Here is a 19282-nt window from a genome sequence, read left to right as displayed (position 1 = left end):
GCACGCCGGGCGGCGGCTACCAGCTTTCGATCTCGAACAGGGCTTCGACCTCGACCGGCGCATCGAGCGGCAGCGACGGCACGCCGATGGTCGAGCGGGCGTGCCGGCCGGCCTCGCCGAACACCGCCACGGCCAGGTCGGAGGCACCGTTCATCACCGTGGCGTGCTGGATGAAATCCGGTGTGCAGGCGATGAAGCCGCCCAGCCGCACCACCCGCTTGACCGAGCCCAGACCGCACCCGCGACCGAGAGCCGCCTGCACCTGGGCCAGCACGTTGATCATGCATTGCCGGGCCGCCGCCGCACCCGCCTCGACGGTGATGCCGCCGCCGAGCTTGCCGTTTGCCGCGAGCCGACCCTCGATCAGCGGCAGCTGTCCCGACACCACCAGCAGCGAGCCGGTCCGGACCGTCGCGACATAGTTGGCGACCGGTGCGGCTGCGACCGGCAGCACGATGCCGAGCTCCGCCAGTCGTTCCGACGCGCTCCAGGATGCGAGACCGCTCATGCGCCGCCTCCGACGACACGCAACATGGTCCGGGATGTCCTTCCAGTTGTCGGCGAACGCGGCCGGGCGCCGGTCTCGGGCAGATCGAGCGGCAGCAATGGCCGATCATCGAGGGACGGGTCGGCGTCGACATGCGGAGCGTCCGGGAGTGGGCGCCCGAGATAGGCTTCCGAGAGCATTCGGAAGGCATAATCCAGCAGCGAGGTCGCGTGGGCGATGCCGGTATCGCCGTCCACCTGACCGGCCGGCCCGAAGCGGCTGTAGGCGAACGCCTCGACATACGCCTCGAGCGGCACGCCGTGCTGCAGGCCGAGGCTGACCGAGCGGGTGAACGCGTCCATCAGCCCGCGCATCGCCGGGGTCTCGCGGGGCGGCGTGATCACCAGCTCGCCGAGGCTGCCGTCGTCGAATTCGCCGGTCTGCAGGAACAGCCGGTGGCCGGCGATCGCCGCCTTCTGGGTGAAGCCGCGACGGCGGGCGGGCAGGTCGCGGCGTGTGGTCCCGGCCGGCAGCAGCGTCGGCTGGCGCTCGGGCAACGGCGGCATGCGATCGACCAGCCCGGCGAGTGCGCGGTGCATCGCGAGCCACGCGTCGCGGCCGGGGCGTGGCAGCACGCCGTCACCGGACAGGCTGAGGGCCAGCGCGGCTTCCGGGGTGAGGCCACGTCCGGACAGGCGGGCAAGGGTGCTCTCGGAAAGCCGTCCGTCCGGTCGCAGCGGCGAGAAGATCGGCGCCAGGCCGCAGCCCTCGACGCCGAGCAACGCATCGACCGGTCCCGGTGCCGAGAAGCCGGTCTCGATGCGCCGGCCGGGCGGTGCGGCCTCGCGCACCAGGGCGGCCAGCGATGACAAGCCGGGAACGGCGCAGCAGCTCGGCGGCCGCACCAGGGACAGCTGGTCGCCATCCTCGTCGCCGCGCATCACACCGGCAGCCGCGGCGGCAAGGCAGCGTGCGACGTCGCGGCCCGGTTCGGCGTCGTAATCCAGGCCCAGCCCGGCGAGGCAGGCATCCAGGTTGGTCAGCAATAGCTGCGGCGTCAGGCTCGGCGCGAACAGCTCCGGCTCGGCCAGTCGCAGCGCGTGCGCGAGGGTGTGCAGCGCGTCGGTGTAGCTCTCGGTCTCGAAGCCGCTCCCGGGCTTCACGAACGCGGCCAGGTTGATCACGAACGACGGCGCCGCGGCATGATCCGCGGCCCAGATCGCCGGACCAGGTGCGGCCTGCCGCAACAGCAGCAGCCGCACCAGCTTCCTGGGCAGGTCGCGTCCGGCGCCGGGCAGGTTGGCGAGCCGGTCGATCCAGCGACCGGCCGCTTCGGCGAGGGATGTCGCGCCGTTGCCCGAAACCAGCGCCGCCAGCGCTTCGGCGGCAGGGGCTTCCCAGTCGGTGGGCAGGCTGACGCGTCGAGGCGCTGCATCCGGATCGGCGGCCGCATCGGCGACACGCATCCGGACCCCGTTCCAGAGGCCGCGGCTGCCGGCGCTTCGGGTGCCGGTGCCGGCGTTCGAGGGGTCCGTGTTCATCGGCTGGGCGGCCGGATCGGGAAAGGCTGTCGCATGACCGGATGCTAGACCGGGCCGATCCGTCGAGGAAGCTGCATCCTGCGTCGGACGCATCCCGGTGCGGATGGACCGTCGGCTCGCCGGTGCGTATAGGTTGCGGCCATGAACAGCATCGGCACGCGCCTCTTCACCATGTTCCGTGGTCGCCTGGTCGGTCGCGATGCGGATGGCCGCGGCTATTACGAGTCGCGCAAGCCGGGCGGCTACACCCGCCGGTTCCAGCGCTGGGTGATGTACAACCCGGGCGATGACGCGTCCGCGGTGCCGGCCGAGTGGTGGAACTGGCTGCATCACGCCGACGACGCGCCGTTGCCGCAGAGCGCCCGCCAGCCCTGGCAAATCCCGTTCCAGGCGAACCGCACCGGCGATCCGGCAGGCTACCGGCCGCCGGGCAGCGATTATCGCGGTGGCCTGCGTCCGCCGGCCACTGGAGATTACGAATCCTGGACCCCGGACGCCTGAGCATGCCGACCCTGGATCCAGCCGCGCCTGCCATCGCCCGCGCCCGGCGCCCGAGCAGCCGCAGCTCCATCGAGTTCCTCGTCGGCCTGCTGGTGCTTGCCGGCCTGGCCGGCATGCTGGTGCTCGCCGTGATCGGGAGTGGCCGCCGGTCCGAGGACGGCTACCGCCTGACCGCCCAGTTCAGTCATATCGACGGCTTGTCGATCGGGTCCGATGTCAGGCTGGCAGGCGTGACCATCGGCCAGGTGGTCGCCGAGACCGTCGATCCGAAGAGCTACCAGGCGAAGGTTACCTTCACCGTGCGCCAGGGGATCCAGCTGCCGACCGACAGCTCCGCCGTGGTCACCAGCGACAGCCTGCTGGGCGGCAAATACCTGGCACTCGACCCGGGCGGTTCCGAGAGCATCCTGAAGCCGGGCGCCCGTGTCGACCTGACCCAGGGCTCGATCAGCCTGGAACAGCTGCTCAGCAAGTTCATCTTCAGCGTGACCGACGCGATGAGCGCGCAGAAGTCAAAGACCGCCGCACCGTCTGCGGCCCCAGGATCGGCACCGGCACCAGCCCCGGGACAGGCGCCGGCTCCCGCGCCGGCATCGACGCAGCCGTGACCACGTTGTGGCCGCAGCGCGACGGGTCGCCGATCGCCTGCCGCGAGAAGCTCCGTGTGCTGGCAGAGAACGAGGCCGAGCTGGCGTCGATGCTGCGCGACGTGTTCGACGACGCCGTGCTGATGGGTGTCGACGAGACCGCCATGCGCCGGATCCTGATCGAGACCATCGAGGCGCTCCCGAGCCCGTTGCAGGCGCGCGGTTCCGCCGGGACGGACCCGCCATGAAACGGCCGGTCGGGGCGCTCGCGGTCGGGCTGGTCATCGCGACCGCCGGACAAATTCAGGCGGCTGAATATATCGTGCCGCCGGTCATGCCGGTGCCGACCGCGTGGCAGGGCCGCTCGCAGGCGGTGGTGCGGGTGCTCGACAAGCTCGACGCGCATGTCGAGACGCTGACCCTGAAGGCCGGTGATACCGTCAACTACAAGAGCCTGAGCGTGACCGTGCGCAGCTGCATGGATCGCCCGGACGGGTTGCCGCACGACTCCGGGGCCTATCTCGACATCCAGGATCGTCGCGGCGAGGTGCAGCCGTTCAGTGGCTGGAGCTTCACCGGCGAGCCCTCGATCGGGGTGTTCGAGAGCCCGATCTACGGTGTGCAGCTGGTCGCCTGCGGAGGCGACCTGGTGGCGCCGGCAGCCCCGCCACTTCCGCCGCCGGTGCCACCGCCGGTGGGCATGGTGCTGAACACCCCGGGTCCGAGCGCGCCCGCCGCTGCATCGGATTCGCTGTCGAGTTCCGATACCGGGACCGAGGATGGGACCACCGGCTCGGTCGATGCGGTCTCCGGCGATCCGTCTGCCGCGGGCCAGGCGCCGCCCCCGATGCAGAGCCAGGGTAGCAACCCGGGCCGGGGAGTCGACCAGCCCGATCCGGTCTATCCGGCTCCGGCCCGGACGGCGCCCCAGGAGGCGCCCCAGGATCCGCCCCAGGACCGCTAGTCTGATGCGGTAGCATGGCGGGGCGGCGCGATCGCGAAGATGCCGGTGCAACCGTATCCGCTGCCACCGGTTCTGGTTGCATGGGTACAAGTTCCTCACCTCGATCAAAAATCGCAGCCATGCCACCGCCGCAGCAGGTTGCCTTCCTGCTCGACTTCGATGGCACGCTGGTCGATATCGCACCGACGCCCGAGGCGGTGGCAGTGGCGCCTGGCCTGATCCAGACCCTGGTCACGTTGCGGGACCGGTGTGGTGGCGCGCTCGCCGTGGTGAGTGGCCGGCCGATCGCGCAGATCGATCACTTCCTGGCGGGAATTCCGCACGCCGTGGCCGGCGAGCACGGCATCGCCGTCCGGCATGCGCCGGGCGAGCCGGTGCACCGGGCGGAGCTGCCGGAGCTGCCGCAGGGCTGGCTCGACGAGGCCGAGCGGATCGTGGCAGCCCACCCGGGCGCCCGGATCGAGCGCAAGCATACCGGGCTGGTGCTGCATTTCCGTGCCGTGCCGGAGGCCGGGTCGGCGTTGCGCGACGCCGCCGAGAGGCTGCTGGCCCAGGACCCGCGGCAGCTGTTCCACCTCCAGGCTGCCAAGATGGCCTGGGAGCTCAAGCCCTCCGGCATCGACAAGGGCACCGCGGTCCGCCAGCTCATGCAGCAGACGCCGTTCGCCGGTCGGCTGCCGGTGTTCGTCGGCGACGACGTGACCGACGAGGATGGGATCCGGGCGGCGGAGGCCCTGGGCGGCGTCGGCCTGCGAATCCCGGAGGATTTCGCGACACCCGCGGTCTTTCGTGACTGGCTGTCCGAGCTTGCACGCAGCGGCGCAGGCACATGGGGCGGCTAGTCATCGTCTCGAACCGGGTGCCCTCGCCCCGGGAGCGGACCCAGCCGGCGGGCGGCCTGACCGTCGGTCTGGCGGATGCGATCAAGGGCCAGCCAAGCTTGTGGTTCGGCTGGTCGGGCAGCGCGCAGGGCAAGGGAGTCGAGACACCGGCTCCCGAGCTGACCGAGCAGGACGGCGTCACCTACGCCACGATCGACCTCACGGCGAAGCAGCATGAGGGCTTCTACCAGGGCTTCTCGAACGGCATCCTGTGGCCGGTGTGCCATTATCGGCTCGGGCTGATGCAGTACCACCGCGATCAGCTGGAGAGTTACATCGCGGTCAATGCGATGTTCGCCCGCAGCCTGGCGACCCTGCTCCAGCCCGACGACGTGGTGTGGGTGCAGGACTATCACCTGTTCCCGCTGGGTGCCGCGCTCCGCCGAGAGGGTGTGCAGACCCGCATCGGCTTCTTCCTGCACATCCCGTTCCCGCCCGAGCAGCTGTTCCGCGCACTTCCCGGCGCCGACCTGCTGCTGGCCGATCTCGACGCGTACGACGTCGTCGGCGTGCAGACCGAGCAGGACGCCACCAACATGAACCAGTCGCTGGCGGCCCTGGAGTCGGGCGTGCGGGCGCAGGCATTCCCGATCGGCATCGATCCGGTGGCGTTCGGCAAGCAGGCGCTGAAGGGCGAGTCCAGCAAGGAGATGGGTCGCCTGACGCAGGCACTGGCCGGGCGTGCGCTGATCCTCGGCGTCGACCGGCTGGACTACTCCAAGGGCATCCCGGAGCGGTTCCGCGGCTTCGAGCGGCTGCTGCAGCGCTTCCCGGCGCATCGCGGCAAGGTGTCGTTCCTGCAGGTGGCGCCGGTGTCGCGCGGCGAGGTCTCGGAATACAAGTCGCTGCGCCGCGAGCTCGACGAGCTGTCCGGGCGGATCAACGGCAACTGGGCCGAGATCGACTGGATCCCGCTGCGCTACATCACCCGCGCGCTGCCGCGGAAGGTGCTGGCGGGGGTGCATCGCCGTGCGGCTGTCGGGCTGGTGACACCGCTACGCGACGGCATGAACCTGGTCGCCAAGGAGTATGTCGCGGCACAGGATCCGGCCGATCCCGGGGTGCTGGTGCTGTCCAGGTTCGCTGGTGCGGCACCCGAGCTGGGTGATGCGGTGATGGTCAATCCATATGACCCGGACGAGATCGCGGAGGCGCTGGACCGGGCGTTGACGATGGGGCTGAAGGAGCGGTCGACGCGCTGGCAGGCGATGAACGCTGCCGTGCATCGGGTCACGGCGGCCAGCTGGGCTCGAGATTTTCTCGGCGTGCTGAACGCGGCACCGGCTCGGCCGCACTCGAAAAAGGCGGCATGACGCGAGGCTGGGCGCCGATGCCCCGGCATGCGAGGCTCGCACCCATGGACACCGATCGCGCTCGCACCGACGGGTTGCTGCAGGGCGGCCTATGGGCGACTGCCGGGCTCTGGGCGATGGGATGGGTCTGGTGGGCCCAGGATATCGCCGGAATGGCGCCATGCGAGCTGTGTTTCTGGGAACGCTGGCCATACCGCGCGCTGATCCTGCTCGGGTTGGCCTGGATGATTGCCGGCGCGTGCGGGCTTCGTGTCGGGCGGGCGATGGCGGTCCTGATCACGCTGACGTTGCTGGCGGCGGTCGGCATTGCCGGGCTTCATGTGGGCGTCGAGCAGGGCTGGTGGCCAAGTCCGCTGCCGGCTTGCGCGGCACCCCACTTCAGTGGCGGCACGATGGCGCAGCGACTGGCCGCGATGCCGCTGCGGCCGGCCAAGCCGTGTGACTCGCCGAACCGGCTGCTGGGATGGCTGCCGGTGTCGATGGCGATGCTCGATTTCATCTATGCGGTGGTGCTGTTGACGAGCGCCTGGCTGATTGTCCCGCCTGTGCTGCGATCCCTGAGGAGACCACGATGAGCGATGTCCAACAGCCGCGCGATCAGGTCGGCGTGGCGCCACCACAGCCAGGCGACCGGCTCGGGCAGGCCCGCATGGCGCGGATGATCCGGGTGGACCATGCCGGCGAATATGGCGCCGAGCGGATCTATGCCGGCCAGATCGCGGTGCTGGGGAACACGCCGATCGGCGATCTGCTACGGCACATGAAGGAGCAGGAGACGCACCACAAAGAGACCTTTTCCGGTCTGGTGGTGAAGCGTCGCGTGCGTCCGACGGCATTGCTGCCGATCTGGCACGTGGCGGGGTTCGCGCTGGGCGCCGTGACCGCGGCCATGGGCAAGCGTGCGGCGATGGCCTGCACCGTCGCGGTGGAAGAGGCGATCGACGAGCATTATTCGGAGCAGGCTGCCTCGTTGTCGGACGAGGACGAGCCGGAACTGCGGGCGACGATCGAGCGGTTCCGGCTCGAGGAACTCGAGCATCGTGAGATCGGCCTGGAGAACGAGGCCGAGCTCACCCCGGGCTATCGTGTGCTGTCGCGGGTGATCAAGGCCGGCTGCAAGGTCGCGATCGCGGTCAGCGAGGTCGTCTGAGGCGACCTCGGCTGGGCGGCTTCAGAGGCGGGTGCGTCGGCCCCTGCCATAGAACAGGCTCACCACGAACAGCACGATAAAGACGAAGAACAGGATCTTGCCGATGGTGGCGAAATCCGCCGCCACGCCGCCGAAGCCGAACACGGCGGCAATCAGCGCGATCACCAGGAAGATCAGGGTCCAGCGGAGCAGATCCACGGACGAAACTCCTGCATTCAGGTTGGAGATGACAGAGGAACGCCGCTGGCATGGTCAGGCCAGCGGCGCGGTCGGCAAACGGAACTCAGTACGGGTGGTGCCAGCGGTGGTGGTGGCGCCAGAAGTGGTGGTGGTAGTGATGGTGATAGTAGCCGGGCGGTCCGAAGGGCTGGGCCTCGGCAGCCGGAGCCAGCAGCGGCAGGGCGACGCCGAGTGCCAGCCCGAGCAGGATGATCTTGCGCATCAGTGTTCCTGTTGGAGTGAGATTAGATCCGTTAACGCATCAGATCGCGGTTTCGCTGCATAAGGATCAGCGTTTCGAGCAGATTGGCGCGGTGGCTGCTGGTATGGCTCGCCAGGATGCGGGTGCGGGCTGCCCGGGCGATCGCGTCGCGACGGTGCGTGGGCGCTTCGAGGAGTGCCAGAACGGCGTCGGTGTCGTCTGCGAGGATGATCTCGGAGCCGGGGTGCAGCACGTCCTCGATCCCCTCCCAACGGTCGGATACCACCGGACAGCCACAGGCACCGGCCTCGAACAGCCGCACGCTGGGGCTCCAGCCGGCCCGGATCATGTCGGCGCGGGTGACGTTCAGGGTCCAGCCGCACGCCGAATAGAAATCCGCATGCGTATCGGGTGGCAGGTGCTCGATGCGCTCGACGTTGTCCGGCCAGTTGATGCCGGCCGGGTATTGCGGGCCGGCGACGACAAAACGGCGGTCAGGCGCGCGTCGTGCGACCTCGATCAGCAGGCGATCGAGGGTGGGTTGGCGGTCATCGCTGTAGGTGCCGAGATAGCCCAGGTCCCAGCGCCGGGCGGCTCCGGTCGGGTGGTAGCGGGCGGGATCGACCGAGCAGTAGAAGCCCTGGGCGTTGCGGGCGCCGAACTCGGCCTCCAGTCGGTTGAGCGTCGGGCCGGCGGTGAAGGAGAGCAGCAGGTCGAACCCGGGGATCACGGCGCGGGACAGGTAGGCGCAATCGTTGCGCTCCAGGGCGGCGAGGGTCACGGGCGTGTCGATGTCGTAGTACAGGATGACGCCGCGCGCCGTGGCCTGGACGAACCGCGCGACCTCGATGCCGTCGGGAACGTACGAGCCGACCAGGACCGCATCGGCGCCGGCGACGTCGGGAGTAAATGCCTCAACCCCGTCGAGGCCGTCATACAGCGCCAGGCGGCAGAAGCCGGGGTCGGGCAGGTCGCGATGCTGCGCGTACCAGGGCATGTCGCGCTCGAGGAACAGGATGTCGTGGCCACGCGCGGCGAACGCGGCGAGCAGGGCGCGGTAGGTGGTGGCGTGGCCGTTGCCCCAGCTCGAACTGAGGCTGAGGCCGAGCACGACGAGGCGCATCGGCTAGCGCTCCTGCTCGCGACGGCGGATCAGGGCGTCCGACAACACCTGCTCCAGCAGCACGGCACGACGCTCGTAGGTGTGGTCGGCCAGGATGCGGGCGCGGGCGGCTTCGCCGATGGTGCGGGCACGGTCGGGGGTGAGCGTCTGCAGGTGTTCGGCGACGTCGTGTCCGTCACGCGCCACCAGGATCTCGGCGTCGGGCTCGAGGAACAGGTCGATCCCCTCCCAATGGTCGGTGATCAGGCAGGCACCGGCGCCGGCGGCCTCGAATACCCGCGTGGCGGGCGAGAAACCAACCGCGGCCATGCTGTCGCGCGCGACGTTCAGCACCGCACGCGCCGACACGTTCAGCGCGTTGTGTGCGGCGGTCGGGACATGGCCGATGGCGCGCACGTTGGTGGGCATCGGCTTGTCGTGCCAGCCGGAGCCGCCGAGCAGGAAACTCTGCTCCGGGAGCGCCGCCGCCGGGCGCAGGAAGAACTCCTCGATGCGGGCCTCGCGGTCGGGCAGCCGGTTGGCGAGCAGCGAGAGACCGGCTGCGTAGGCCGGATCGTGTGGCACCGGATGGTGCGTGGCGGGGTCGAGCGCGTTGTAGATCGGCACGCAGTCGCGCGCCCCGAAGCCGCGATAGGCAGCCACCACGGGGTCGCCGCCACCGTAGGTCAGCACCAGGTCGAGCCGGGGAAGAGCCGCGTGGAGGGGATGCGCGTCCGATTGCCGCAGTTCGGCGAGTGTCGCCGGTGCGTCGACGTCGAGAAAGGCGCGCACGGCGTCGGGTCGGCCATGGTCGAGGATGCCGGCCAGGAGCTCGTCGTCGAACACGCCGACGCCGCTGCACTTGATGACGATGTCGGCCTCGCCGGCTGCACCGAGCACGCTGCGCACCGCCTCCGGGGTGGCGTCGTACACCACCACACGGGCCCAGTCCGGCGGCGCGATGTCGCGGTTCTGCTGCCGGCCGAAGGCGTCGGGTTCGAAGAAGGTGATGCCGTGCCCGCGTCGGGCCATCGCGCCGAGCAGGCCCCGGTAATAGGTGGCGGCCCCGTTCCAGTACGAGGACAGCAGGCTCGAGCCATACACGGCGATCTGCATCAGGCGGCTTCCTGCAGCGTGGCGACGATGGCGAGCAGCTCGGCGGCGCGGTGGGCACACGAGTGTCGCGCCCGGATGGTCTCGAGGCCGCGCTGCGCCAACGCCTCACGCAGTCCGGCATCGTTGGCGACGTCGCGCAGCAGGCGGGTCATGTCGGCGCCGTCGCGGGCGGCCAGGTAGTCCTCGCCTGGGGTGAACAGGCCCTCCGCGTCGTCCCACGGCGCGGACAGCAGCGGGATGCCGCAGGCCAGGGCCTCGAACACCCGGATGGTCGGGATGCCGGGCAGCATGGTGACGTAGAACCGGCGCGGCACGTGCACGGTCACGAGATGGCGGGCGAACACCTCCGGCGCCAGCGGATTGGCGAGCCAGCCGCGCAGCCGGGCGTGGTGCCGCTCGAGCGCGCGTTTCGCCGTTTCCGGGTAGCGCACGCCGTAGATGTCGAGGGGCAGGCCGGCGGCGCTCATCGGGGCCAGCAGGAACTCCTCGAGCTCGGCGCTGCGTTCGTCGTCGCCCCAGTTGCCGATCCAGACGCCACCTTCGCGATCGGTGGGCATGGCGGGAGGGTGGAACTGCCGCAGGTCGGCGGCCTCGTGCCAGACGAACACGCGGCCGGCCCAGCCCCAGCTTGCATAGACGTGGGCGAGGGTTGCGCCGAAGGCCAGCACGCCGTCATAGCCGGAGAGGTCGAAATGGCGGATCGCGTCCGGGTCGCTCACCGCGCGGTGGTGGGTGTCGTGGAACAGCAGCTGGAAGCGGCCGCCCTGGGCACGCCTGGCGCCGATCGCGGCGACCAGTTCGGGCGGGTTCCATTCATGCACCAGCACGAGGTCGGCGCTGTCGAGCATGGCGTCGAGGTCGGGGCTTTCCGGTGGGTAGGACTGCGAGGAGAGCTCGGGGTAGTGCGTGCTGAACGCGTCGAGTCCGGCCTCGCCGCCGTCGCGGACCAGGTTCTCGCGGCTCCATGAGTTCGCGGGCTCCCAGGTGCGGACGCCGTGGCCGAGCGCCTGCAGCTCGCGCAGCACGCCCCGCAGGAAATGGGCGTTGCCGTGGTTCCAGCAGGAGGTCAGGGAGTGGGTGAACACGACGACCTGCACGATTCAGGTGATCCTTTCGGGACGGTGCCGGGGATGATGCAGGGCGAGCGTCGCTTCGGCCATGGCGGTGGCGGTGTAGCGTCGTGCGCGCTCGTGGGCGGCGCCGCCGCGGGCGTCCGGGTCGTCGTCCAGGGCGCGGTTGATGGCGGCAGCGAACCCGGCGGCGTTGCCGGGGGTGACGAACAGGGCAGCGCCATCCCACAACTCGCGGAAGCTCGGAATGTCGGACAGCACCAGCGGCAGTCCAGCCTGCGCCGCCTCCAGCACCGCAAGCCCGAACGGCTCGTAGCGCGTCGTCGATATGAACGCGCGCGCGTGCGCGTAGGCGTTCGCGAGTGCGGGCTCATCGAGGCTGCCGAGCCGGACCAGGCCGGGTGCCGACGTCTCGCGGCCGGCGGGATCGCGGAAGCTGCCGGCTGCCAGGACCGGCGCGTCGATCAGGCGGGCGGCCGCGTCCAGGGTGACGACGTCCTTGCCCTCGTCCCAGAAACGACCGGCGGCAAGCACCTGGCGGGGGCGCGCGGAAGGTGGGTCGGCGGGCGCGGGGTGCGGATGGCGGCCGTTATGCACGACAGCGATCGGGGCCAGGTCGCCATAGGCTGCCAGCACGGCGTCGCGGAAGGCGTGCGTCGGGGCGACGACATGGGCGGCGCGACGGATGCCGTCACCGGTGGCGTCGATGCGCCAACGGAAATCTTCAGGCGGCGGTCCGTGCCGGAGCGTCTGCCACCAGGTGGCCAGGCAGGAGTGCAGCATGGCCACCACCGGCGCCGGCCAGTCGACGGTCGCCCCGACAAGCGCCGGCGCGTGCAGATGCACCGAGCTGGAACCGCAGCCTCCTGCGAGTGCGGCCAGACCGTTGGCACTCCGCTGCAGCGCCGCGTGATCCGGTGCGGTCCAGTCGAGGTCGAGGCCGGTGTCGTGGAGGGAAAGGCCGCGGATTGCTTCAGCCTCGTTCCGCTGGGCCCGATCGGGCGGGGGGCCGAGCACCGCCAGATCGACCGGCACGCCGAGTGCCGCCCATTCGTGGGCGAGGGTCAGGCTGTAGCGCCAGACGCCGCCGATCGCGTCGGTGGTGAGCAGGATGCGCAAACGACGGCGTCAGGTCAGCGACAGACGGCTTCGAGCTCGGCAAGCGGCAGCGGCGCGTCGTCCTGGATGTCGGACATGCGCTCGAACAGCCCGAGATAATGCGCGTGCGCCCGCTCCCAGGCGTGGGCGTCGGGCAGGCCGAACAGCTTCCGGTAGTCGGGCGAGCTCGGATACGGATACAGCGGTACCGGGTCGTTGGCCCAGACGCCGGCCGCGTGCAGCCGCTCGCGCCAGGCCGCCACCAACGCCGGATCGTCACCGCTGACCTGGATCAGGTTGGCCTGCACGAAGGCGACATGCCGCTTGGCCAGGATCAGCCGGTCGGCCAGCTCGTCGGTGGACAGCTTGCAGTTCTTGTCGAGCTCGGCGCGGCCCTCGACGGTCAGGCTCTCGACGCCGGCCTCGATCGACACGCAGCCGGCAGCACCCAGCAGCGCCAGCATCTCCGGCTTCCAGAGATCGATGCGAGTCTGGATGCCGAACTTGAGGCCGCGTCCGACCAGCGCCTCGAGCAGCACGCGGTTCGGCAGGAAGATCTCGTCGATGAAATACAGGTAGCCGACACCCTGCGCCCGCAGCGCGTCGATCTCGTCGAGCAGCGGCACGATGTCGCGGCGTCGGTAGCCGTCGCGGAAATCGATCTTGGCGCAGAACGAGCACGAATACGGGCAGCCGCGGGAGGCCTCCACCTCGGCACCGGGAAGGCCGTGGCCGGAGCCCTCGTGCGGTTGGTCGAAGCGGTGATGGTGGTGGTGGTGACGGGCAACCCAATGGTCCGGCCAGTGCAGTGCCGGCAGGTCGGTGAAGCGGCTAGCTTGCGGGCCGCCATTCGCGATCATCGCGCCGTCGGGGCCGAGTGCGGCGGTGCCGGGAACGAGGCCGGGCGTGCCACCCTCGGCCAGCGCCAGCACCACCTCCTCGCATTCGCCGCGCACCACCACGTCGGCGCCGAGCTTGCGCAGCGCAGCCTCCGGGGTCGCCGATCCGTGCGGTCCGACGGCAACCAGCGTGGCGTCCGGGCAGGCAACACGCAGCGCATCGAGCAGCAGGCGGGGCAGGCGCAACTCGGGCTGGGCGCAGCGCCAGAACAGGTAGGTCGGCGCGGTGGTGACGACGATCATCTGCGGCCCGAACGCGGCGCAGGCCGCGGCCAGCCCGGCGATGTCGAGCTCGTCGAGCAGCCCGTCACGCATCAGCGTCGGGTGGCCGGCGCGTTCCAGCAGAGCTTGTGAGGCACCGAGCTCGATCGGCAGATGCGGCGCACGGCAGCCGAAATAGATGCTGTGCTCGAAGCTCCAGGGCGGGTTCAGCAAGGCGACCTTCATGCGGCCCCTCCCATCATCGGCTCGGATTGGCGGACCAGATGCGGCCGTTCGGTCTCGATCCAGCGCTTCAACCGGCCGACGCCCTCGCGCCAGCCGAGCGGCCGCGACAGGCCCAGCACTTCCTGAGCCCGCCTGGTGTCGGCCACGAAGTAGCGCTGGTCGCCGGTGCGCCAGGGATGGAACGCGCGGGCGACGCGGCGGCCGGTCAGGCGCTCGATCTCCTCGATCAGCATCAGCAGGGTGATGGCGTTGTCAGCGCCACCGCCCAGGTTGAAGGCCTCGCCGGCGACCGAGGGCGCATGGTCGCGCGCCGCAAGGTAGGCCGACACCGCGTCCTCGACCTCGAGCACGTCGCGCACCTGGCGGCCGTCGCCGTACAGGCTGAGCGGACGGTCCTGCAGTGCCGAGAGCAGGAAATGTGCGAGCCAGCCCTGGTCCTCGGTGCCGAGTTGGCGCGGGCCGTAGATGCAGCTCATGCGCAGCACCACCATCGGCAGGCCGAACGAGCGCGCGTAATCCAGCACGTACTGGTCGGCCGCACCCTTGGAGCAGCCATAGGGGGTGTGGAACGAGAGCGGCCGGGTCTCGCCGATGCCGTTGGCGCGCAGGTCGGGGTCGATCGGCAGGTAGGCGTCCTCGTTGTGCGACAGGCGGATGTCGGCGAGGTCGCCATAGACCTTGTTGGTGCTGGCGAACACCAGCGGCACCGGATCGCTCGGCGCTCGACCGTGATGGCGGTCCTGCCGGCGCCGCAACGCCTCCAGCAGATTCAGCGTGCCGCGCAGGTTGATGTCGAAATCGCCCAACGGATCGACCAGGCTGGTGGTGACCGCGACCTGGCCGGCCAGGTGGAACACGCTGGACGCGTCGCGCACGCTGTCGGCAATGGCCTGGGTGTCGCGCAGGTCGGCGATCGACACCGAAAGCCGGCCGCGGTGCCGACGCCGCAGCCAGTCGAGGTTCTCCTCGACGCCGGGGCGCGCCAGGCTGTCCAGGATCAGCACGTGTTCGCCGTTGCGGGCGAGGCGGTCGGCGAGGTTGCTGCCGATGAAACCGGCGCCCCCGGTGACGAGCGCGGGGCGGATGGTGGTCAGTGCCGGCTTGCCGAGGCCTGGCTCCGGAGCCCCGGCTGCGGCGATGTCGCGGACCAGCTCGACGCCGCCGCTGGCCAGCAGCCGGCCGAGCAGCTTCGGAGCCCCGGCCTCGGTGTGCAGACCGAAATGATAGTGCCGCTCGTCGAAATGCAGCCCCTCCTGCACGGATACATCGGCAGCGACGTCCTGCAGGCCATACCAATAGATGCGCTGCACCGGCAGATCGACCACGTCGAGAAAACGGCCGAGCTGGGCGAACGGGTCGTTGCGCCAGGTCGAGTAGCCGGTCTCGGTGATCCACAGCTCTAGCGCAGGATTATAGGCGTGCACGGTCTTGGCGACGCTCTCGATCAGCGCGTGCCAGCCGGGCCAGGACCGCGCCTCGGTATCCCAGGTGCCGGGGAAGCCGTGCAGCCCGACCGCGTCGAGCACGCCGAGCAGGCCGCGCTCGCCCATCAGCCGCAGCCAGGCAAGATCCGACGGGCAGGGACCGCCGAGCACCGCCTTCAGCCCACGTGCCTGCACCCAGTATGCAGCAGCGCCGGCCATCTCGCAGAACAGCAGCCAGTCCTGGTCATGCTGCCAGTCCCAGTCGAGCAGGTTGTTGGGCTCGTTCCACAGCTCGACGGCATCGAACATGCCTGGGAAGCGGGTGATCAGGTGGTCGATGAAGTCGGCATAGCCGGTGAGGTCGATGGGCGGACCGTTGGCGCGTCCTGTGCGTGACAGGCTGGGCGGCGTGAAATGCACGCACGGCAGCAGCTCGATCTCACCGGCCAGGCGCGGCACCAGCCAGCCGTACCAGTCCTCGCCGCCCTCGTTGACGTATTCGGCCCAGGAGATGTGCGTGCGCAGCCGGGTGATGCCGAGCTCGCGCATCCGCACCAGGCTCGCCTCGACCCGCGCGTGCTCGCCCGGATGGAACCACTCGACCAGCCCAAGTGCGGCGCTTGGCATTGGCACCGGTGGGCTCAAGCGACCAGTCCGCGCGCTTCCAGTTCGGCCCTGGCTTCCTGCACGCGGTCGGTGGCCTGCTGCCGGCGCACCCATTCCATCTGCTCCGGAAGCGCATTCTCGAAGGTGCGCGTGGGTGAGAAGCCGAGCACCTCCCGGGCCAGCGTGATGTCGGAGAAGCAGTGCCGGATGTCGCCGGAGCGGGCCTTGCCGACGAACTCGGGCTCGAGCTCGGGCAGGTGCATCGCTGCCGCCGCCGCGCGCGCCACCTCGGCGATCGACACGTCACGGCCGCTGCCGATGTTGAACACCCGGTTGGCGGCGGCCGGATGGTCGAGCGCCAGCAGGAAGGCCTGCACCACGTCATCGACATGCACGAAGTCGCGGCGTTGCTCGCCATCCTCGAACACCAGCGGGCGCTCGCGGTTGAGCAGCCGTGACGCGAAGATCGCCAGCACGCCGGTATAGGGGTTGGAGAGCGCCTGGCCGGGGCCATAGACGTTGAACAGCCGCAGCGCCACGCCCTCGATGCCGTAGGCCGGCGGCGCGCACAGGATCATCCGCTCCTGCATGTATTTGGTGATCGCATAGACCGAGGCGAGCCGGGTCTGCTTCCACTCGGGTGTGGCGGCGGGCTTCAGCGGCAGGCCGTCCGGGCCGATCGGGTCCCAGCTGGCCGTCTCGTGGCGGCCCATCTGGTCACGGGTCGGACGCAAGACATCCTGCATCACGGTGCCGTCGGTCGCGGTGTAGAGGCCCTCGCCATAGACCGACATCGAGGAGGCCACCACGACGCGGGCCACCGGGTGGTCGATGAGCGCCTGGCACAGGCAGGCGGTGCCGAGGTCGTTCACCGATACGTAACGCTCGATGAGATACATGCTCTGGCCGACACCGACGTCGGCTGCGAGATGGACGACCTTGTCGATGCCGTTCAGCGCCCGGCCGAGCTGTTCGCTGTCGCGGATGTCGGCCTGGATCAGCTCGACGTCGTCGGGCACGGATTCCGGGGTCGCGCCGTGCGGGTGCACCTGGTCGATCAGGCTGTCATAGATCCGGACCGTGTCACCGCGGGCCAGGAGGGCGCGCACCACGTGCCGTCCGATGAAACCCGCTCCGCCCGTGACCAGAACCCGATCCGCCATGCACCGCGCACTCCCGACTGAGCCTGCATCATCATGAAGAAGAAGCCGTCGAGCAACAGGCGGCGGTGGGAACGCTCGATCAGAAGCCGTGCAGCGTGATGCTGATTGCGGCGTTCTGGGCGGTGATTCGCAGGGCGCAGCGATCGAACGACGGCGGCCCCATGGTCAGGGCCGGGTTGCGCGAAAATCCAGTCGGATCCTTCGGAATTCCGAACAGGCCGCGACGCAGATGACCGGCGTCGGTGCTGTCCTGGTAGGCGGCGACGGCATAAACGCCAGGCTCGATGCCGTGGATGGTCGCGGTGACCGACCCTGCACGTGCCGACACGATCGTGTGATAACGGCACTGCTCGCTGAGGAACTCGGCACGGGCGCACACTCCGACACGGACATGGCCCCGTGCGTCCGGAAGGCCGGTTATCGTCACGGCCAGGTCGGCGGCCTGCACCGGCACCGTGGCTGCCAGAAGTGCCGCGAGCATGACCGTGCAGGACAGCGGCGCGGGTATTTCGAGAGCGTTCACGGCGTCACGACATCCTGCAGCGGCGGATAGCTGCGGCCACGCCAGGTCGCGGGCTTGCCGGCGCCGGCGCGCAGCAGTGCCGACCATTGCAGGCCGAGCAGTGCCAGCACGCCGATCGGATGCACCGCCGCACTGCGCAGGCTCTGCCGGAAGCGCCGCGCCAGCAACAGCCGGAGCGTCGTGCCACAGGCGACCGCGGCGGCGGCGGGCAGGCTGGGTGCGAGCAGCATCAGCAGCGTCGGCAGCACGTGGCCGCCACCCAGAAGCAGGGTCCAGACCGGCAGCGCGCGCGGGGTCGCCATGCCCTCGGTAGCGTTCTTGGCCAGGCCCTCGCGGAGATCGGTGGCGTTGCCGTACATGCGGCAGGAGGCGAGGTCGGTCGCGTCGAACAGGCCGGTGCGCAGGCCGTGCTTGCGAAAGGCGCGCGGCAGGGTCAGGCCGTCATGCAGCGAGGCGCGGATCGCCGCGTGTCCGCCCATCGCGCGGTAGGCGTCGGCGCGGGCGATGAACAACTGCCCGCACCCGGCGGCGAAGCGGGCGTCGCTGCGGTCGCGATCGAGCGCGTCCGGACGATACCCAAGCAGCAGCAGGTGGATCAGCGGCAGCAGCAGCCGCTCGGACCAGCTTCCGGTGATCTGGCGGGGGATGCCGCTGGCCAGCGCCACCTCGGGGTGCGCCTGCATATACCCGGCCAGACGCGACAGGGCGTCCGGAGCCAAGCGCACATCGGCATCGACGAACACCATCAGCGCGTGGCGGGCCTGATCGCCCAGCCGCGCGCAGGCGTACTGCTTGCCGGACCAGCCCGCCGGCAACGCGCCGCCGCCGCCAGGGAGCACGGTCAGGCGTGGATCGTCGATCGCCGCCAGGATCGCGGGGGTGGCGTCGGTGGAGCCGTCATCGAGCACCAGCAGCTCGACAGCGACATCCCGGTTGGCCAGCACACACCCCACCGCGTCGGCGATATTTGCGGCTTCGTTGCGGGCGGGGATCAGCACCGATACCGGCACTCCGCCTGCACTGGCCGGCGCCGGCGTGCGCAGCCGGTGGAGATTGACCAGGGCCATCGCCAGCGGCAGCGTGGCCAGGCCGAGCGAGACCCAGCCGGCCGCCGATGCGACCGAGCTCGACCTTCGACGCATCAGGCGTCTTCTCCATGCGGGGCCACGAGCGGGCGCCCGGACCGCCGGCGGGTCAACCGGCGCCACGCTGCGCGCGGGCCATGAAATCCCAGCACGCCGAGCGGCAGCCGCTCGAACTTCTCCGGGTCGCGGGCCTGCGCATCCACCGACAGCCGGTCCATGGTCTCGCCCAGCGCTGCTTCCAGCCGGACGGTCCAGTCGGCGGGGCGCAGGCCGGTGGCCGGGGCGAGCGGCGTCCCGAAGCGGACCAGCAGCTCCGGCCGGCGCTCATTCCAGAATACGTACTCGATCGCGAGAGGTACAAGCATCGCCTCCGGAAGCAGGGCGGCCAGATGCGCGATGCCCGGACGCAGACGCACCGGCCGGACCCGCGGATCGGTGAAGTTGCCCTCGGCGGTGACCCAGATCATCAGCCTGCCGGCAGGACCGCCCGGATGCCCCAGGACGTGACGCGCGACCGACAGGAAGCGACGCGCGCCGCCGGATCCGGTCTTGTCGATGCCGAAGATCCCGAGCCGGCGGAAGAAGTTGTAGCGGCCGAGTGCTGCCTCCTCCATCGGACCGAAACCGGGCCGGCCGCGAAAGCGCCTGTCCGCGAGCAGGAGGTAGAGCACCGGGTCCCACCATGAGGGATGGTTGCCGTAGATGATCAGCGGGCGATCGCGCGGCAGGCTGGCGGTGTCGATGCCGGAAAGCCGGATTGCGGTGAAGCGCCGCGATGCGAGGAGCCGCAGGTAGAACGTGAACAGACGGAACAGCGGCTCCGACCGTGCGGCGATCGGATCCTGCCTGGCGGCGGTGAATCCGGGGCTACGCGGTGCGGGCGGCATGGTACGACTGGGCTGCG

General features: G+C 70.2%; 22 protein-coding genes. 8 read left to right on the top strand and 14 right to left on the bottom strand.

Annotated elements, in window-relative coordinates; genetic code table 11:
- Positions 1–16 precede the first annotated feature (16 nt).
- Both ACOEQ2_RS05070 and ACOEQ2_RS05065 read right to left on the bottom strand, forming a co-directional pair.
- Positions 17–508: a RidA family protein gene (locus ACOEQ2_RS05070; protein ID WP_419730295.1), complete on the bottom strand. Its 492-nt coding sequence runs from the start codon at positions 506–508 to the stop codon at positions 17–19.
- Positions 505–2028: a vitamin B12-dependent ribonucleotide reductase gene (locus ACOEQ2_RS05065; RefSeq protein WP_419730294.1), complete on the bottom strand. Its 1524-nt coding sequence runs from the start codon at positions 2026–2028 to the stop codon at positions 505–507. The genes ACOEQ2_RS05070 and ACOEQ2_RS05065 overlap by 4 nt, the downstream gene beginning before the upstream one ends.
- Positions 2029–2169: 141 nt before the next feature.
- Here ACOEQ2_RS05065 and ACOEQ2_RS05060 point away from each other — a divergent pair, with 141 nt between their 5' ends.
- The 8 genes from ACOEQ2_RS05060 (at position 2170) to ACOEQ2_RS05025 (ending at position 7424) form a co-directional block, all read left to right on the top strand.
- Entirely contained in the window at positions 2170–2529 is a 360-nt protein-coding gene (locus ACOEQ2_RS05060) for an NADH-ubiquinone oxidoreductase subunit NDUFA12 family protein (RefSeq protein WP_419730293.1), read from the top strand.
- Between the two features lie 2 nt (positions 2530–2531).
- Complete coding sequence (gene mlaD, locus ACOEQ2_RS05055) at positions 2532–3137, top strand: outer membrane lipid asymmetry maintenance protein MlaD (RefSeq protein WP_419730292.1); 606 nt, start codon at positions 2532–2534, stop codon at positions 3135–3137.
- Positions 3134–3364 (top strand): hypothetical protein, encoded by a 231-nt coding sequence (locus tag ACOEQ2_RS05050; protein WP_419730291.1) that lies wholly within the window; start codon positions 3134–3136, stop codon positions 3362–3364. The genes mlaD and ACOEQ2_RS05050 overlap by 4 nt, the downstream gene beginning before the upstream one ends.
- Entirely contained in the window at positions 3361–4080 is a 720-nt protein-coding gene (locus tag ACOEQ2_RS05045; protein WP_419730290.1) for a DUF2155 domain-containing protein, read from the top strand. Before ACOEQ2_RS05050 ends, ACOEQ2_RS05045 begins: the two co-directional genes overlap by 4 nt.
- A gap of 119 nt (positions 4081–4199) precedes the next feature.
- On the top strand, positions 4200–4922 hold the full coding sequence (gene otsB / locus ACOEQ2_RS05040) for a trehalose-phosphatase (RefSeq protein WP_419730289.1): 723 nt from the start codon (positions 4200–4202) through the stop codon (positions 4920–4922).
- A complete protein-coding gene (locus ACOEQ2_RS05035) occupies positions 4910–6274 on the top strand; it encodes an alpha,alpha-trehalose-phosphate synthase (UDP-forming) (protein ID WP_419730288.1) in 1365 nt (454 codons plus the stop codon). The genes otsB and ACOEQ2_RS05035 overlap by 13 nt, the downstream gene beginning before the upstream one ends.
- A 44-nt stretch (positions 6275–6318) precedes the next feature.
- Positions 6319–6849: a disulfide bond formation protein B gene (locus ACOEQ2_RS05030; protein ID WP_419730287.1), complete on the top strand. Its 531-nt coding sequence runs from the start codon at positions 6319–6321 to the stop codon at positions 6847–6849.
- Positions 6846–7424, top strand: a complete 579-nt coding sequence (locus ACOEQ2_RS05025; RefSeq protein WP_419730286.1) for a demethoxyubiquinone hydroxylase family protein — start codon at positions 6846–6848, stop codon at positions 7422–7424. Before ACOEQ2_RS05030 ends, ACOEQ2_RS05025 begins: the two co-directional genes overlap by 4 nt.
- Before the next feature lie 21 nt (positions 7425–7445).
- Here ACOEQ2_RS05025 and ACOEQ2_RS05020 read toward each other — a convergent pair whose 3' ends face one another.
- From ACOEQ2_RS05020 to ACOEQ2_RS04965, 12 genes are all read right to left on the bottom strand, one after another.
- Positions 7446–7622, bottom strand: a complete 177-nt coding sequence (locus ACOEQ2_RS05020) for a DUF1328 domain-containing protein (protein ID WP_419730285.1) — start codon at positions 7620–7622, stop codon at positions 7446–7448.
- An 85-nt stretch (positions 7623–7707) separates the two neighbouring features.
- Positions 7708–7866, bottom strand: coding sequence for a hypothetical protein (locus ACOEQ2_RS05015; protein WP_419730284.1), 159 nt, complete (start codon positions 7864–7866; stop codon positions 7708–7710).
- Positions 7867–7897: 31 nt separating this feature from the next.
- Positions 7898–8968: a CgeB family protein gene (locus ACOEQ2_RS05010; protein WP_419730283.1), complete on the bottom strand. Its 1071-nt coding sequence runs from the start codon at positions 8966–8968 to the stop codon at positions 7898–7900.
- 3 nt (positions 8969–8971) lie between these two features.
- On the bottom strand, positions 8972–10063 hold the full coding sequence (locus tag ACOEQ2_RS05005; RefSeq protein ID WP_419730282.1) for a CgeB family protein: 1092 nt from the start codon (positions 10061–10063) through the stop codon (positions 8972–8974).
- The gene (locus ACOEQ2_RS05000; RefSeq protein WP_419730281.1) at positions 10063–11160 is read right to left on the bottom strand and encodes a CgeB family protein; all 1098 of its coding nucleotides are present in this window, start codon (positions 11158–11160) and stop codon (positions 10063–10065) included. Before ACOEQ2_RS05000 ends, ACOEQ2_RS05005 begins: the two co-directional genes overlap by 1 nt.
- 3 nt (positions 11161–11163) lie before the next feature.
- Positions 11164–12252: a glycosyltransferase gene (locus ACOEQ2_RS04995; RefSeq protein WP_419730280.1), complete on the bottom strand. Its 1089-nt coding sequence runs from the start codon at positions 12250–12252 to the stop codon at positions 11164–11166.
- Between the two features lie 14 nt (positions 12253–12266).
- Complete coding sequence (locus tag ACOEQ2_RS04990; RefSeq protein ID WP_419730279.1) at positions 12267–13577, bottom strand: TIGR04295 family B12-binding domain-containing radical SAM protein; 1311 nt, start codon at positions 13575–13577, stop codon at positions 12267–12269.
- On the bottom strand, positions 13574–15628 hold the full coding sequence (locus tag ACOEQ2_RS04985) for an NAD-dependent epimerase/dehydratase family protein (RefSeq protein WP_419731139.1): 2055 nt from the start codon (positions 15626–15628) through the stop codon (positions 13574–13576). Before ACOEQ2_RS04985 ends, ACOEQ2_RS04990 begins: the two co-directional genes overlap by 4 nt.
- A gap of 14 nt (positions 15629–15642) precedes the next feature.
- Positions 15643–16770, bottom strand: coding sequence for an NAD-dependent epimerase/dehydratase family protein (locus ACOEQ2_RS04980; protein ID WP_419730278.1), 1128 nt, complete (start codon positions 16768–16770; stop codon positions 15643–15645).
- 79 nt (positions 16771–16849) lie between these two features.
- Positions 16850–17293, bottom strand: a complete 444-nt coding sequence (locus tag ACOEQ2_RS04975) for a DUF2141 domain-containing protein (protein ID WP_419730277.1) — start codon at positions 17291–17293, stop codon at positions 16850–16852.
- On the bottom strand, positions 17290–18435 hold the full coding sequence (locus ACOEQ2_RS04970) for a glycosyltransferase family 2 protein (RefSeq protein WP_419730276.1): 1146 nt from the start codon (positions 18433–18435) through the stop codon (positions 17290–17292). The genes ACOEQ2_RS04975 and ACOEQ2_RS04970 overlap by 4 nt, the downstream gene beginning before the upstream one ends.
- Positions 18435–19265 carry a lysophospholipid acyltransferase family protein gene (locus ACOEQ2_RS04965; RefSeq protein WP_419730275.1) on the bottom strand — a complete coding sequence of 277 codons (831 nt, stop codon included), beginning with the start codon at positions 19263–19265 and terminating at the stop codon, positions 18435–18437. The genes ACOEQ2_RS04970 and ACOEQ2_RS04965 overlap by 1 nt, the downstream gene beginning before the upstream one ends.
- Positions 19266–19282: the final 17 nt, after the last annotated feature.

It is taken from the genome of Lichenicola sp. (assembly GCF_965198575.1).
In the GTDB taxonomy this organism is placed as follows: Bacteria; Pseudomonadota; Alphaproteobacteria; order Acetobacterales; family Acetobacteraceae; genus Lichenicola.
This window is presented reverse-complemented; position numbering and strand designations above follow the sequence as displayed.